The organism is Acinetobacter sp. ANC_7511, assembly GCF_056779975.1.
This window is the reverse complement of record NZ_JBWYIY010000013.1, coordinates 1-15,299: the sequence shown is the minus strand read 5'-3', so window position 1 is coordinate 15,299 and position 15,299 is coordinate 1. Positions and strand designations below refer to the sequence as shown.

The following is a 15,299-nucleotide window of genomic DNA, read 5'->3' as shown; positions in this document are numbered from 1 at the left end:
AGGCGCTTTTTTTAATGTTCAACATTATTCTTGAACAAAAGTCACTGTCCCATTTGCAAGTGATTCAACACGAGCAAGTGATTCAACTCGGTAACCTTTTTCAAGTAAAAGATCACGGCCAGGTTGGAACGACTTTTCAATCACGATACCAATCCCGACAACCTCAGCTTCAGCTTGGTGAATCAAATCAGCTAAACCTAAAGCTGCTTGTCCATTCGCAAGAAAGTCATCGATCACAAGAACCTTATCTGTTGCTGCAATGTGCTTCTTAGAAATAGCAATTGTGCTTTCTACTTGCTTTGTAAATGAGAATACTTTTGAACGATATAAATCATCTTTTAAAGTTAAAGATTGATACTTACGTGCAAAAATTACCGGTACACCAAGTTCCAAGCCAGCCATCACAGCAGGTGCGATACCTGAAGCTTCAATTGTGATGATTTTGGTGATGCCTGCATCTTTGAATAGACGAGCAAATTCTTGACCAATTTGTTGCATCATCACTGGGTCGATTTGGTGGTTTAGAAAAGAATCAACTTTTAAAACCTGATCAGATAGAACGATACCTTCGTTTAAGATTTTCTGTTCTAGTGCGTACACGGGAGAATCCTCTAGGGCAGGTGCCTTTTTAAGCAAAGACGTATTTTAAAAAGCATCTGCAAAAAAGCAAGTAAAAAATGCCTTAATTTTGTGGACCGTTATACCCTGTCAGTAAGAGCCCGTATGAAGATTTCTTATCTTGGTGTGTGACTTTCACTGGTAGATAGTCCAATTTCGGAGACAGCCAAAAAATCGTTTCACGACCTGGTTTATCATGTTTCATCACCACCTTGATGGTATCAAACGTGCCGTACTTGGTTTCCACTTTTTCAGTGCCTTGTTTGACGAATCGACGTGATTCAACTTCTTTAGCATCTGCAATCCAATATTGCGATTTTAAAACGTTATTTTTGAGGTCTTCACGAATTTGCAATTCTGCATTTAACTCATCCAGTACACCAGATTTCCATGCAAATGAGCGTTGCTCTTTATCTTTGGTGGTGTTAATGGTTTTGGCACTCGGATTAAATTTAATGCTCATTGTATTGTTATGAACTAAAATTTTACTGGTGCGACTGAAATTGGATGATTGAATCTGATTATTATTGAATGTGAAGTTACTGGTTTCAGTTGCTGAAGCAATACCACCTGCTTTAGCTGCAAAAACGTAATTCCACGTGTTACCTGATTTTTTCAAGGTTCGTGTTGCTGACCCCAAGTTTTTACCATTATATGCAAACTGATAAGAGGCTTGGAAGGGCGTTATGGCAAGCACTTGACTTGAATAGCCTGTGAAAAGCACGGCTGTACCTACACTTGCAATCACACTCAAAGTTTTAAACGATTTAAATGCCATAAATATTTTCCTTTACCTTCGTATCGAAGGATCACTTGAAGTTTTATTATCTCTGATAAATAAGGAGAAATAATCAATAATCACAGTGAAAATGTATTTTTCTGTAGCTTAAGCTTTATGACGACATCAAAACGCTGCACTCTAGTCGTCCTTTTGTTTAATTGGTGTAATGTGATCACTTTCCACTTCATCAGATTTAGATTTGAATCGATCAGTATTCATTTTGCTAAATAAAGCCATCAAATTTACATTACCAATCACGACCAATTCTGTTTCACGCAGTTCTGCATGGTTGACGTGTACTTTGCCCAATGTTTCAATGATCGAGCGATTTTTTCCGAGCCACTGATTTAAATCGAGATGTAAGAGATCATCTTTGACTTTAATGACATTAAAACGCTCTAAAATCATGCCAAGTGGATCTTTACGAAGAATTTTTTGATAGAAAAATAGTGCAGAGCGGAATGCAATTTTCATCCAAAAAGTTTGAAATTTTGCTTCAATTACTTCGGTTTCACTAATTTGTTCAAATACAATCAGTTGTACGTCTTTATTCAATTCCATTTGAATAAGCTTTAAATCTACAGAGAGAATGGTATAAAGCCCTTTCACATTCAAAGTGGCATAGAGTCGAAGCCAATCGTCGTGTAAATCAGCATGTAAGTCTTCAAGGATGCTGACATTGTCGGTCACAAAGCGCTTGAAAGTCGCATTTAAAAAAACTTGAGAGACAGGAAATTCACGTTCTTCTTCAATAAACCCTTCAGCCTTTTGATAGACTTTACGAAATTTGTTCGCGATATTTGAAATAATCGTTGGCATAAGTGAAGTTCCATTACCTCTAAATATTGTGAGATGTCAGCTAGTGTATATCTTGTAGGTGATTACTGCCGAAGGATAACAGCTTATCCAATTGCGATGTAATGTTTACAAAGACGTTTATTATGGTTTTGATGGTCAGGCGTTATTTAAGTTTAATCTATTGGTTTCGCATGACTTTATCTTATTTTATCTGAAGAACTTGCTCAATATTTAACTCATTTGTCTAAAATATGTCATCAATATAAAGATCAACTCGATTTACTCAGATTGATAAGCGCGCTGAATCTGACAGACCTCAATCGAATACGTGTCATACCATGATAGGCGACCTTTTTGTTGGGCATAAAGATGTTGGGTGTCTTGATGCTAAGCTTGAATATCTTCTAACCGACTCCAATAAGAAAGACTGACTTCATTATCCTTCTCTTGATAGCTTTCAAACTTTGTACAATTGTAATCATGCATCGCTTTATGCCGCATTTGGCTAGCCAATATTACATATTCATCATCAATATTTTTTATTTTAGCTTTGAAGATGACAACGAAGTTCATTTTTGAATACTCATTTATTATTTTAATTTGCTTCCCGAATAACGGGAAGCATAGACCGAAGTCATTGAGGAGTGTTATTCGTCATCCAAAAGCAAGTAAGGGTTTTCAAAACCTAGTTTTTGTAAAATCTCAATCTCAATTGCTTCCATTTCCTCAGCATCTTGTTCAGAAGTTTCATGATCATAGCCCATCAGATGTAAAGTACCGTGAACCAACATATGAGTGAAATGTGTTAATGGTGCTTTAAATTGTTCTTCTGCTTCTCGAAGCACAACGGGAATACAAATCACCAGATCTCCGATAGGGAAACTGTCTAAAATTTCAGCCATTTCATCTGGTAAGTCGCTTGGAAAAGATAAAACATTGGTTGGCTTATCTTTACCACGATATTCAAGGTTAAGTTTGTGACTTTCTTCGACATCTACGCAAGCTATTCCAATTTCACAATCGCTTTGTGTATCAATATGACGAAGGGTGGTTTCAATAATTTTTTTAACATACGCACGTTTGAGCACCAAGTTTGATGCTTCAAACGATTGTTGTAATGAGAGACTGAGTTTCAAAATCTTGCCTTGAGCGTGATTAGATTTAAATTACTCTGCATCTTGATGCTGAGCATCAGCAGCAGAATCATTTTCTGATATGAGTGCTTCTTGACGCGCTTTACGTTCCGCACGTGCTTCAGCAGTTAAACGATGTTGTTCACTGTCCCAACCTTCGTATGCTTCTACAATTTTTTGTACAAGCTGATGTCTTACAACATCACGTGAGTGAAAACGTGTGATATGGATTTCTTTAATCTTTTCAAGCACACGTAATGAATGTGCCAAACCAGACTGTTGTCCACGTGGTAAATCCACTTGAGTAATGTCACCGGTAATGACTGCACGCGAACCAAAACCAAGACGAGTTAAGAACATTTTCATCTGTTCTGGCGTTGTATTTTGAGCTTCATCTAAAATGACAAAGGAGTGATTGAGTGTACGACCACGCATATATGCAAGTGGGGCTACTTCAATAATTTGACGCTCAATTAATTTTGCCACTTTTTCAAAGCCAAGCATTTCATACAGGGCATCATAGAGTGGGCGTAAATAAGGATCAATTTTTTGTGATAAGTCACCTGGCAAGAAGCCAAGTTTTTCACCAGCTTCCACAGCAGGGCGAACTAAAAGAATACGTTGAATTTCATTGCGTTCAAGCATATCAACGGCAGCAGCTACAGCCAAATAGGTCTTACCTGTACCCGCTGGACCAATCCCGAAAGAAATATCACTTTGAAGAATACGTTGTACATAGCGTTTTTGGTTGGCCCCCCGCGGATTAATGCGGCCCTTGCGAGTTTGGAGCCAGACTTCGTCAAGTCCTGTGTGTTCTTGATTAGGATCCAATTGTAATTCATGATCAGTCTGGCTGCCTTGAATCATTAAATGAATCAAATCAGAGCTGATTTGTTGAGAAACTTCAGCTTCGGCGTATAAGCGCTGAAGTAAGCTTTCAACTCTCTCGACTTCATCAATTCCACCGTCAATAAAAAAACTATCACCACGCTGACTGATTTTTACATCTAAACGTTGTTCAATTTGTTTCATATGACCGTTGTACGCGCCAAGCATGGTTTGTAAACGGTCCATTGAAACACCGGGAAAAGCCACTGTACGTCGAATCGCTGCAGTCAAGAGATTTCCTTTAGAGTCTATTAATCTATACCTCTACATTACGCCACGTCAGGTTCAAGATTCAAGAGTTCACCGTAAACTAAATTCAAGGTTTTAATCTCTGTAATCTCAATCTCTGCAAAGCGTCCAAGCCAAGAGGCATCACCAATAAATGTTACTAAACGTGTATTGTCTGCGGTTCCTACCAATAAGTTTGGATCGTGCTTTGAAACGCTCTCAATGAGCACACGTTGGACAGTACCAAGCATAGCATCAGTTTTTTGGATACTTGACTGCTTAATCCATTGTTGAACTTTAGCCAAGCGCTCTTTTTTAACATCTTCAGGTGTTAAATCTTCCAGCTCTGATGCTGGTGTACCAGGACGTTTCGAGTAGATGAAACTATAAGAATGATCAAAATCTAAGTCTTGAATAAATTGATATGTCTCATCAAAGTTAGCATCAGTTTCACCAGGGAAGCCAATAATAAAGTCTGAAGACAAATGCATATCAGGGCGTACCTGGCGTAATTTAGCAATCTTATCGATATAAACGTCAATCGTGTGGTTACGCTTCATCGCCTTCAATACATCATTTGAACCACTTTGAACTGGTAAATGAAGGTGAGAAACCATCTGTGGTAGGTCACGATAGCATTGGATAAGGTCATCATTGAATTCTAATGGATGAGATGTCGTATAACGAATACGACCAATGCCTGGAATTTCCGCCACTAAACGAAGAAGATCAGCAAACGTACAGATTTCACCTTCGAATGTTTCTCCGCGGTAACCATTTACGTTTTGACCGAGTAAAGAAACCTCACGTACGCCCTTTTCCGCAAGACCAGCAATTTCAGCAAGTACATCATCTAGGGGACGAGAGACTTCCTCACCACGAGTGTATGGCACCACGCAGAATGAACAGTATTTTGAACAGCCTTCCATAATCGATACGAAAGCTTTATAACCTTCAACGCGAGGTTCAGGTAAGAAGTCGAACTTTTCGATATCTGGAAATGAGATGTCTACCAGTTTGATTTTCTCTTTTTTCGGCTTTTCAATTTGATCCGTATGCTGATCAAGCATTTGTGGCAAACGGTGAAGTGTTTGTGGACCAAATACCATGTCGACATAAGGTGCACGTTTTTGGATATTGTCACCTTCTTGAGATGCAACACATCCACCTACACCAATCACCAAATCAGGATTTTTTTCTTTCAGCTTGCGCCAGCGACCTAATTCTGAAAATACTTTTTCTTGCGCTTTTTCACGAATTGAACAGGTATTCATTAAAAGAATATCTGCATCAGCAGGGTCTGTTGTTAATACATAACCGTGTGAATCACCTAGCAAGTCGGCCATACGATGACTGTCATACTCATTCATCTGACACCCTTGCGTTTCGATATACAGTTTTTTGACTGCACCATCGATGGCTGGGGTGTGCTGTGGCTGGGTAACAGTGTTTTCTGAGGCAGCTGGGGCACTATTCGGAATGAAGGTTTGAACCGTCATGAAGGCTCCTATCCTATAAAAAGGGATAAATATGTTCCGGTGAAGTATGGGGGAATCCCACACTCGATAAAAGCGAGCTATTTTACAGTATTTGTACTACGGGTTGAACAAATATATAAATCAGATCAAGTTTATGGATTTACAGTAAAAATACTTTAAAATAATAGTGGTTAATCAGCGCTTTACATAACAGAACAGTACTTGATCATTAGAGTATTTAAAATACATTTTAAAATTGCCAAGCGCTGCAAAAGAGTTGATCATGCAAAAAAGCATGTCCAAATGTAGCGACGAGTTAAAGTTGAGAAGAGAAGCGTGTCAAAAAAAGCAGTGAAGCAAAAACAGTTAAAACAATATTTAATGGGGCTGATAACACTAGGTTGTTTGCCCGTTGCTCATGCGGCTGAAGAGCAATTTAATGAAGCGATTAAATTTGCGAACTCGGGTAATACAGCTCAGCTCGAATATTATCGTTCTGCAATGCAAAATGATGCGCTTGGATATTATCCAGAATATTGGATGTTGAATAATAATTTAGGCTTCCAACCTGCAACGAATATTATCAGCTTTGCACAGCGCTATCCTCAATCTGCAATGGCTGAAAAATTAGCTGCTGATTATGTCGAAGAAAAGGTAAAACAAGCGGATTTCAAGACAGCTCAACCTGTTTTACCTTATGTCACCAATCCTGACCAAGCTGAAAGCTGTGCGGTTGCGCAAGTACGAGCAAAAAATGGCGATACATTGGTGTACGCGGAATACAAAGATGTCTGGCTTACAACAGAGTCGCAGCCAGAATCGTGTAATGGTTTAGGTCGCTTAATGCTAAGTAGTCCCTTACTCACCACCACTGATCGTCAACAGCGCTTGTTTGCGCAACTTAGAGCGGGCCAGTCTGGTCCAGCGATCGCAACAGCACAAACTCTGGGTTTAAACTTGTCATTAGCACAATTAAATCAAATTCAGGCAGATCCTTTGAATTATTTATGGTCTGCAACCAAAGGAACAACAGTAGATTATGCTTATTTGGTGTTTGCTTTAGGTCGTGCTGCAGATGCTGACTTGAACACGGCGCTTCAAAATCTTCCTCGTGTCGTGCAAGGTGTTCCTGCAGATGTTCAAAAGTATATGTACCGCACGGTGGCGTATATTGGAGGCACGACAGTGATGAAAAATAATTTTAATCCTGAAGTGCTGAAGAACTTTGATTACAGTTATGGCGTGCCTTTTACACCAGAAGAGGCTGAAATTTACGCGCGTCAAGCGATTCGTTTTGGTGAATGGGAAAGTGTGTTGCGAGCCATAGATAGTATGAGCGTTACGCAAAAACAAGAAGATCGCTGGCAATATTGGATGGCGAGAGCATATGAAAATCGTAAAGACCAAACTTCCAAGCAAGCTGCAAAAAGTATTTATCAACGATTAGCTGCCGCTGGCGATGATTATCACAATCTGTTGGCAAAAGACCATTTAGGTATTCGTTATAATGAAGCACATGATCGTGCTCAACCAAGCGCACAGGATATTCAACGTTTAGATCAAGATATTCACTTTAGACGTGCTTTTGCATTACGCAATATCAATGCTTCAGCAACTTACACAAATCGTGAATGGAATTGGGCTGTCCGCCAAGCTTATCTTAAGCAAGATGATGGTCTATTACTGGCTGCGGCAAAACGTGCCACAGAAATGGGGTGGTATGACCGTGCTATTTATGCGGCGGAAAGAACACTTAAACGTCATAACTATGCATATCGTTATGCGACACCACATCAAAATCTAGTGGTGACGCATAGTAAAAATGCAGGGATTGATCCTTCGTGGGCTTATGGTTTAATGCGTCAAGAAAGTCGCTTTGTAACCACGGCCCGTTCACATGTAGGTGCTGGTGGATTGATGCAAATTATGCCTGCTACAGCAAAAGATGTGGCACGAAAAATGGGTGAAACGTATAATCCTGCTGCATTATCAGATCCGAATACCAATATTCGTTATGGGACATATTACCTGTCAATGATTCAAGGTATGCTGAGTAACAGTCCAGTTCTAGCTACGGCTGGCTATAATGCAGGGCTGACTAGAGCACGCCGTTGGCAACCAGAGTTTAAAAGCATTGCGGCGGATCAATACACAGAGTCAATACCACTTCATGAAACACGTGACTATGTGAAGAAAGTTATGACCAATGCTGCTCATTATGGTGTTTTGCTTGGACAGGGGCCGCAAGCGATCGAAAGTCGTATGCCGCCTATTCCAGTAAGAAATACGCAATAGCATTTCAACTATTTTTGTGAGCTTTGATGAATCACACAAAACTGCTGTTTAGTCGTCAACACACTTACCTCCTCAGTAGTTTGAGCGTAGGGGCTTTGTTGTGTTCAGTAGATGTGATGGCATCAGGGAAAGGTTTACAAGGATATGTGCTTCAAGTACAGATGACACCTGCCATTTGTGCATTAGATCGAACAAAAGCGAAACACCGTAAATGCCTAGAAGGATATTCACTGACGATAAAGGGTCTTATCCCAGAAACCAGTCGTCATGATTGCCAAACGAGTTCATCTGCCACCTTGGCACCGCTACAGAAGAGGGTTGTTGCTAGGGTGATGCCTGATGAGCAGGCTAGAATTAGGCTGTGGGCCAACTATGGTGGTTGCGTTCCAATGAATGCCAGTCAGTATTTTCGTACCATTATTAATCATGCAGACCAATTAAAAGTTCCTGATTACTTAACAGGAGTGGATCGTAAAACAGTCTCTATCGCGACATTACGATCGCAATTCATCAAACTCAACCCAAAATTACCCAGCCAAGGTATTGAATTTCAATGCCAAAGCTTAAATGGTCGCCCAGTGTTAACGGGGGTTGAAATCTGTTATCGCACGAATGGTCAATTCAAGTCATGTGCGTCTGATATTGTCTCGACCTGCCCAAATACATTTGACATAGAGGGCGCCTACTAATTTATTTCCGCGAAGTTAATTTATATTTCCTATCAGACTTTTGTTGAAATTCATTCTCTTTTCAATGCATCTGTCAAAGTATTGGAGTACAATCTTCGCCGTTTATGATTATTAAGATTAGATAGAACAGCTATTTAATCGCATTGACTATCCTCTCAACTGGAGATAATTACATGAAGCAACCTGTTCGCGTTGCCGTTACTGGCGCTGCTGGTCAAATTGGTTACAGCCTTTTATTCCGTATCGCTAGCGGTGAAATGTTGGGTAAAGACCAACCAGTTATTCTTCAATTATTAGAAATTCCTGTTGAGAAAGCTCAACAAGCGCTTAAAGGCGTGATGATGGAACTTGACGACTGTGCTTTCCCATTGTTGGCTGGCATGATCGGTACTGATGATCCTAAAGTTGCATTCAAAGATGCTGACTACGCGCTTCTTGTTGGTTCACGTCCACGTGGTCCTGGTATGGAACGTGCTGACCTTCTTAAAGTCAACGGTGAAATCTTCATCGGTCAAGGTCAAGCGCTTAACGAAGTTGCTAGCCGTGACGTTAAAGTTCTTGTTGTAGGTAACCCTGCTAACACGAATGCTTATATCGCAATGAAATCTGCTCCAGATCTTCCAGCGAAAAACTTCACAGCAATGTTACGTCTTGACCACAACCGTGCGTTAACTCAACTTGCTCAAAAAGCTGGTGTTGCAGTTTCTGACATCAAAAACATGACAGTTTGGGGTAACCACTCTCCAACAATGTATGCTGACTACCGTTTTGCTAACGTAAACGGCGAAAGCTTAAAAGACAAAATCAACGATGCTGCATGGAATAAAGACGTATTCCTTCCAACTGTTGGTAAGCGTGGTGCTGCGATCATCGAAGCGCGTGGTCTTTCTTCTGCTGCTTCTGCTGCAAACGCTGCAATCGACCATATGCGCGATTGGGCTCTTGGCACAAACGGCGAATGGGTAACTATGGGTATTCCTTCTGATGGTTCTTACGGTATCCCTGAAGGCGTAATGTTCGGTTTCCCTGTAACTTGTGAAAATGGCGAGTACAAAATCGTTCAAGATCTTGAAATTGACGAATTCAGCCGTGAGCGTATCAACTTCACGCTTAATGAGTTAGAAGAAGAACGTGCAGCGATTGCTGACATGGTTAAATAATTTAGTTCTCAACTAAATTAAAAAAGCACTCCATTCGGAGTGCTTTTTTAATGCACAAAACTTAACAATGCTTAAGAAATCCTTCTACATAGAACTTTGTATTGACATGTTATCTTGAACAAAATCATGAAAATTCAAGGAGCAATCCATGTTGGATATGGAAGTAAATCAAGAATTACTTTTTGAGCAATTGGGCTTAGATAGCTCACCTGAAGGGATTGATCAATTTATACAAACACATCGGCTTGATCCCAATACGCCGATGCATGAAGCTGATTTTTGGAACCCATCGCAACGCGATTTTATTATTAGTCATTGGAAAAAAGATAATGAATGGGCCATTGTCATTGACCAATTGAGTGAGCAGCTCACAAACGATACAAAGTGATGAAAATATAATCACAAATTGAAACAATAAACCCAGACCAAAAGCTGGGTTTTTTCATGGATTTCTTATAAGTTATTTAAATAATAATTTTATTAAAATCTGATAAGGGGAGTCTCTTGATGGAACATAAACCTTCCTTAGCGTTATTGTTTTCTCAATTGGGGTTGGCAAATAGTCCAGCGGCAATTGAACTCTATATCCGTACACATCAGCTTTCCGCTCAACAAAATTTACATGATGCACCATTTTGGAATAAAGGTCAGCGCGACTTCTTAATTAGTCATTTAGTACAAGATGATGATTGGGCAATATGGATAGATGAACTTAATCAACAGTTACATATGGATGCATATAAATTAAAAATGGCCTAAAAAAGCCCCTTTCATGGGGCTTTTTTTAATGCATCTTAGGTTTGGTTAACTGGATAAACCACTCTTGGTCATGAAATTGTTTGAAAGCAGGGTGAGTTCTTATCACCTCTAAATCATGATCAATAGTTTTAAAATATTTATTTAGCCAATGGCGTGTAAGTGCTGACTCTTTACGAGAAGCGCAAGCATAAGCCAGATTAAAATAAACATCACTATGATTGGTCGATGTTAATGATTTTAAAATTTGCTGAGTGATGATCGCAAATTTTTCATCTTGAGTAATCTCAAAATACATCATGTAGGCTCTAGCTAACATCAGGGTAAGATTAATATACAAACGCATTGGCATTTCTTCGAAATCTACTCGACCTTGTTCAAGAAGAACAATCGCTTCTTGAAGAAAATGAATTTGTTCCTGACGAAGCTTACTCATACTGACCAGCTCTAAACGCAATTCGGCACGTTCAAAGGCAAGCTCAGGCGTATTTTTTTGTAAGTAAAGTTGGTCTGTTTCACCAATGCGTTGAATAATTAGCTTGGTATTTGATTGCATGGATGAGTCCTCATCAGGTTTAAAACCTATATGGAGGCAACTTCGAAAAAATAAAGCGCTAAATTAAAGTTCGTGCGGTCCTTAACCAAGCTGTAATCGAAAGACGTTGGTGGTGTGCAACAAGAACTTCATGTAATAAATCGCTTTGAAATAGAGCGATGCGATTAGGTTTGGGTTCAATAATATGCCACTGATTATTCTTATCTTGTAGCTTTAGTTGACCACCCCAATGCTGATGCCATTCCTCATGCAGATAAAAAACTGTCGACATCACACGACCATTTTTGCCTTGAGGGTTGTCTCGATGTAAAGCATAGAAATCACCAGGATTATAACAAGCGAAGTGGGCTTCGACTTCTTGAATGCCTAAATAAAATGCACGATTTAATTCCTGAGAGAGTAAATCTAAGGTTTTTATGTGTTGATGGGAAATTGATAGTTTTGGATCTAACCACAAAATGTGATCGCTGCGGATTGTGCTGACAATGCCATTTTGAATTGCTGCATTTCGAAAATCATCAAGATGGATTTGGCATTCATTTACAACGTTTTTTAAATAGCTTGGTGGGTATGCATGATCGATGATACTGAAGCCATGTTGATCTAAATCATCAAGGATTTGATCAACATTCCAATCCCCTGGGATGACAACTGCTTCCATATTTATCTCGCTATTTACTGTATAAAAAAAAGGTCAGCTATTTTAGAGTAATAATCGATTCTGAATGAAACACTTTTTCATGTTAAAATGATTGTTGATCTTAGGAATAATTGAAACATGAATTACCGTCACCATTTCCATGCTGGAAACTTTGCCGATGTCATGAAGCATGTATTGTTGCTTCAGATTTTGTCACGTCTTAATCAAAAAGATAAGCCGTATCGTTACATTGATACACATGGTGGTGCAGGTAAATACGATTTATCAACGTCTGCAGCACAGAAGTCGGGAGAGTTTTTAAATGGTATTCACCGTTTAGTTAAACTCGATGACTCAATTAAGCGTAATGCCCCTGAAGGTGTTAAGCAATATCTTAAAGTTGTAGAAGATATGCGTGCAGGTGCCGGAAAAGGCGCTTATCCGGGTTCGCCATGGTTCGCTTTGGAAGGAATGCGCGAAACAGATAAAGCAACAATTTTTGAGATGCAACGAGATGTATTTCAGCAACTTTACATGAATGTGCGTGATCGTCGGGCAGGTTTGCATGAGCGTGATGCTTATGAAGGTTTGCTCGGTGTGATTCCTCCTAAAGAAAAACGTGGATTGGTCATGATTGATCCACCATATGAGGTGGAGCGAAAGGATTTTCCGCAGTTGGTTGAACTCATCGCTACGGCATATAAGAAATGGCCTACAGGCATATTTGCAATTTGGTACCCAATTAAAGACCGCGCAATGATTGATCGTTTTGAGAAAAAAATGATTAAGACTGGTATTCGCCGTCAATTGGTTTGTGAAGTATGTGTATGGCCAGACGATACACCTGTAGGATTAAACGGTTGTGGTTTATTAGTGATTAATCCACCTTGGAAGTTTTCTGAAGATGCAGATGAAGCATTGCAATGGCTTTTTCCGCACTTAAGAATGAGTGAAAATGGTGGTCATGCTGCCGTTCGTTGGTTGGTCGGCGAATAAGAATATTGAGAGATAAGGCTACAGTTAGGACGAATGACAATGACAAATATAAATAAACCTGAAACTGAATCTTCTCCAAGAAATGTTCCGGGCTTTGATGGTATTACTTTCGAAGTTGAAGAAGAGGAACATACACAAGAAGGGCAAAAGGTTAAGCGTCGTGGGATTTATCTGTGGCCAAATCTGATTACTACTGCGGCATTGTTGTCAGGGTTTTACTCAATTATTGCAAGTATGAATGGCGAATTCACACAAGCTATTTATGCCATTTTTATCGCTGCTTTATTTGATGGTTTAGATGGTCGGGTCGCACGAGCAATTGGAGCGCAAAGCCCTTTTGGTGAGCAGTTTGATTCATTATCAGATATGTTGGCATTTGGTGTTGCGCCTGCAATTTTGATGTATAGCTGGAGTCTCCATGATCTAGGTCGAATCGGTTTGGCTGCATGTTTTGTCTATACTGCTTGTGCTGCATTCCGATTGGCACGTTTCAATGTGCAAATAGGTGTGGTTGATAAACGCTATTTTATTGGTGTAGCTAGTCCTCTAGCCGCAGTAATGATCATTTCTTTGGTTTGGGTGGGACGTGATTTCCCTGAAATTTTTGTCCTATCTGATCCAATGATTCAGACCATAAATGCAGTCATTATTATTGCAGTTGGCTTGCTGATGATTTCGAATATTAAATACTATTCGTTTAAAACCGTAGATCGTAAACGTGTGCCGTTTGCAGTCTTGCCTATTGTTGTGTTTATCTTTGCTGCGATTACGTACAATATTCCTGTCGGTATTTTAGTGCTTTCGATTATTTATGCACTTTCAGGTTTCGTCACTACATTTTTGGCTCGAGAAAAAACAAGATAAATAAAAAAGGAGTTTGATATGCAGTTGTTGATGAGTTTAGCGGACGATTCAAAACAGCTTAATCAGGCTCCTTTTCCTCTTCGGTTGGATTATCACGGTCCACGAGGAATCTATAAAATTATCCATCAAGGATTGATGATTCCAGGATTACCATCTCCACTTCATTATTTTAATTTTTTAACCATTATCGGACAGCCGAATGTTCCAATGCTGCGTAATGATTATGCAATTAAAACAAAAGCCTTGGATACTGTTTCACTCATTACGAGCATTAGTCCACATATGGTTGGACATTTTAATGGTTATTCAATCATCAATGATTGCGAGATTAAAGAGAATAAATTTGTATTTGGACAAAGAGAACAACTAGAAGGCTCAATCCCAAACTTCAAATTAATAAGAAAGGACAATGAACTTTCCGTTGATCTGAATATTCAAACTCAACCAATTATTTCGCACTTTACCAAACTAAAATTAGGTTTATTTGATCACTGGTCATTAGTGTGTCAATGCAAAGGAACAGTAACCTATAAAGAACAAACATATAAAATTGACCAGTTAGGATCATTTGAATTTGCCAGAGCGATCAATATTCCTTATCTACCGCTTCATTTTTTTACCTATCAGATAATTAACTTAATCGACCAAAGACAGTTACTTCTTGCTCATATACGCAATGGTTTAAATCAAATTGTGCAATCAAGGATGTATTTAAGAGATTTAAAAGCTCAGACATCTGAAATGTTTGATGATGTTTATTTCAAAGTCCATCGTGTATACCCAAAAGTAAAAACCCCTAATGGACATGAGATGTATTTAGCGCGCGTATTTGAATGGTCATTTGAAAATAAAAAAAGAAAAATAATCGTGAAAGGTGAAAGTCGTGGAGATTTTAAATTTGGTCTTGCCGCAGGTTATGTAGGTAGTTTTAGTTATCAGGTGCAGATTGATGGAATTCAAGAAGTGGGACAATCTGGGTATTGTGAATATATAGATTGCCGTAGTTTAAAGTGGCAAGAAATTAATAAAGATGAAAAATTAATGGATAATTTTGCAAGTATTGTGCCATGCACGCTTAAAAAATAGCTCCAAAAGCATAAAAATCACGTAAATTGAACAATAAATATCCAGTTAATCATATTTTTTTTAAATATTTAAAAAACATGGTTGCATTGGATATGAAATACTGTAGAATGCACATCCATCGGCGGTGATGTTGATTAAAACTTGTTGAAAAACAAGGATTTAGCTTAATAGGTTGGATCTAAGTTTTGAGAATAAGTTAGAAAATAAATTAACATTTCTAGTTGACTTTCTGAAAAGAAAGCGTAATATAGCCGACCTAGCTTGATGCTGACGAAGCATTAAGAAGATCATTAAGAGATTATGAAGAACAACTTGTGTGGATTTTTACTGGTT

General features: G+C 39.0%; 17 protein-coding genes. 8 read left to right on the top strand and 9 right to left on the bottom strand.

The window, feature by feature from the left end; all coding sequences use genetic code 11:
• Nucleotides 1-24: 24 nt before the first annotated feature.
• The 7 genes from AC1M9L_RS09985 to miaB form a co-directional block, all read right to left on the bottom strand.
• Nucleotides 25-600 carry a xanthine phosphoribosyltransferase gene (locus AC1M9L_RS09985; RefSeq protein ID WP_035265221.1) on the bottom strand — a complete coding sequence of 192 codons (576 nt, stop codon included), beginning with the start codon at nucleotides 598-600 and terminating at the stop codon, nucleotides 25-27.
• 82 nt (nucleotides 601-682) lie between these two features.
• The gene (locus AC1M9L_RS09980) at nucleotides 683-1,396 is read right to left on the bottom strand and encodes a DUF3108 domain-containing protein (protein ID WP_481592025.1); all 714 of its coding nucleotides are present in this window, start codon (nucleotides 1,394-1,396) and stop codon (nucleotides 683-685) included.
• A gap of 141 nt (nucleotides 1,397-1,537) precedes the next feature.
• Nucleotides 1,538-2,218, bottom strand: coding sequence for a hypothetical protein (locus AC1M9L_RS09975; RefSeq protein ID WP_179999309.1), 681 nt, complete (start codon nucleotides 2,216-2,218; stop codon nucleotides 1,538-1,540).
• Between the two features lie 366 nt (nucleotides 2,219-2,584).
• Complete coding sequence (locus tag AC1M9L_RS09970) at nucleotides 2,585-2,770, bottom strand: hypothetical protein (RefSeq protein WP_481592024.1); 186 nt, start codon at nucleotides 2,768-2,770, stop codon at nucleotides 2,585-2,587.
• A 74-nt stretch (nucleotides 2,771-2,844) separates the two neighbouring features.
• On the bottom strand, nucleotides 2,845-3,333 hold the full coding sequence (ybeY, locus tag AC1M9L_RS09965) for an rRNA maturation RNase YbeY (RefSeq protein WP_481592023.1): 489 nt from the start codon (nucleotides 3,331-3,333) through the stop codon (nucleotides 2,845-2,847).
• 30 nt (nucleotides 3,334-3,363) lie between these two features.
• Complete coding sequence (locus tag AC1M9L_RS09960; RefSeq protein ID WP_092768044.1) at nucleotides 3,364-4,449, bottom strand: PhoH family protein; 1,086 nt, start codon at nucleotides 4,447-4,449, stop codon at nucleotides 3,364-3,366.
• Between the two features lie 38 nt (nucleotides 4,450-4,487).
• Complete coding sequence (miaB, locus tag AC1M9L_RS09955) at nucleotides 4,488-5,945, bottom strand: tRNA (N6-isopentenyl adenosine(37)-C2)-methylthiotransferase MiaB (protein ID WP_481592022.1); 1,458 nt, start codon at nucleotides 5,943-5,945, stop codon at nucleotides 4,488-4,490.
• A gap of 360 nt (nucleotides 5,946-6,305) precedes the next feature.
• Here miaB and AC1M9L_RS09950 point away from each other — a divergent pair, with 360 nt between their 5' ends.
• The 5 genes from AC1M9L_RS09950 (at nucleotide 6,306) to AC1M9L_RS09930 (ending at nucleotide 10,827) form a co-directional block, all read left to right on the top strand.
• Nucleotides 6,306-8,219 (top strand): lytic transglycosylase domain-containing protein, encoded by a 1,914-nt coding sequence (locus AC1M9L_RS09950; RefSeq protein WP_481592070.1) that lies wholly within the window; start codon nucleotides 6,306-6,308, stop codon nucleotides 8,217-8,219.
• 26 nt (nucleotides 8,220-8,245) lie between these two features.
• Entirely contained in the window at nucleotides 8,246-8,908 is a 663-nt protein-coding gene (locus AC1M9L_RS09945) for a ribonuclease T2 family protein (RefSeq protein ID WP_481592021.1), read from the top strand.
• 173 nt (nucleotides 8,909-9,081) lie between these two features.
• On the top strand, nucleotides 9,082-10,068 hold the full coding sequence (locus tag AC1M9L_RS09940) for a malate dehydrogenase (protein ID WP_481592020.1): 987 nt from the start codon (nucleotides 9,082-9,084) through the stop codon (nucleotides 10,066-10,068).
• Between the two features lie 148 nt (nucleotides 10,069-10,216).
• A complete protein-coding gene (locus tag AC1M9L_RS09935) occupies nucleotides 10,217-10,456 on the top strand; it encodes a DUF2789 family protein (RefSeq protein WP_179999322.1) in 240 nt (79 codons plus the stop codon).
• A 119-nt stretch (nucleotides 10,457-10,575) separates the two neighbouring features.
• On the top strand, nucleotides 10,576-10,827 hold the full coding sequence (locus AC1M9L_RS09930; protein ID WP_035269894.1) for a DUF2789 family protein: 252 nt from the start codon (nucleotides 10,576-10,578) through the stop codon (nucleotides 10,825-10,827).
• Nucleotides 10,828-10,852: 25 nt separating this feature from the next.
• Here AC1M9L_RS09930 and AC1M9L_RS09925 read toward each other — a convergent pair whose 3' ends face one another.
• The gene (locus AC1M9L_RS09925; protein WP_035269895.1) at nucleotides 10,853-11,380 is read right to left on the bottom strand and encodes a hypothetical protein; all 528 of its coding nucleotides are present in this window, start codon (nucleotides 11,378-11,380) and stop codon (nucleotides 10,853-10,855) included.
• 58 nt (nucleotides 11,381-11,438) lie between these two features.
• Nucleotides 11,439-12,041, bottom strand: a complete 603-nt coding sequence (locus tag AC1M9L_RS09920) for a 2OG-Fe(II) oxygenase (protein ID WP_092768036.1) — start codon at nucleotides 12,039-12,041, stop codon at nucleotides 11,439-11,441.
• A 117-nt stretch (nucleotides 12,042-12,158) separates the two neighbouring features.
• Here AC1M9L_RS09920 and AC1M9L_RS09915 point away from each other — a divergent pair, with 117 nt between their 5' ends.
• From AC1M9L_RS09915 to AC1M9L_RS09905, 3 genes are read left to right on the top strand one after another with little or no spacing between them, the layout of a single operon-like run.
• Entirely contained in the window at nucleotides 12,159-13,016 is an 858-nt protein-coding gene (locus tag AC1M9L_RS09915; protein WP_035269897.1) for a 23S rRNA (adenine(2030)-N(6))-methyltransferase RlmJ, read from the top strand.
• A gap of 39 nt (nucleotides 13,017-13,055) precedes the next feature.
• Complete coding sequence (pssA, locus tag AC1M9L_RS09910) at nucleotides 13,056-13,880, top strand: CDP-diacylglycerol--serine O-phosphatidyltransferase (RefSeq protein WP_481586809.1); 825 nt, start codon at nucleotides 13,056-13,058, stop codon at nucleotides 13,878-13,880.
• A gap of 18 nt (nucleotides 13,881-13,898) precedes the next feature.
• Nucleotides 13,899-14,966 (top strand): DUF6670 family protein, encoded by a 1,068-nt coding sequence (locus AC1M9L_RS09905; protein WP_481590849.1) that lies wholly within the window; start codon nucleotides 13,899-13,901, stop codon nucleotides 14,964-14,966.
• The last annotated feature ends 333 nt before the right edge of the window (nucleotides 14,967-15,299 follow it).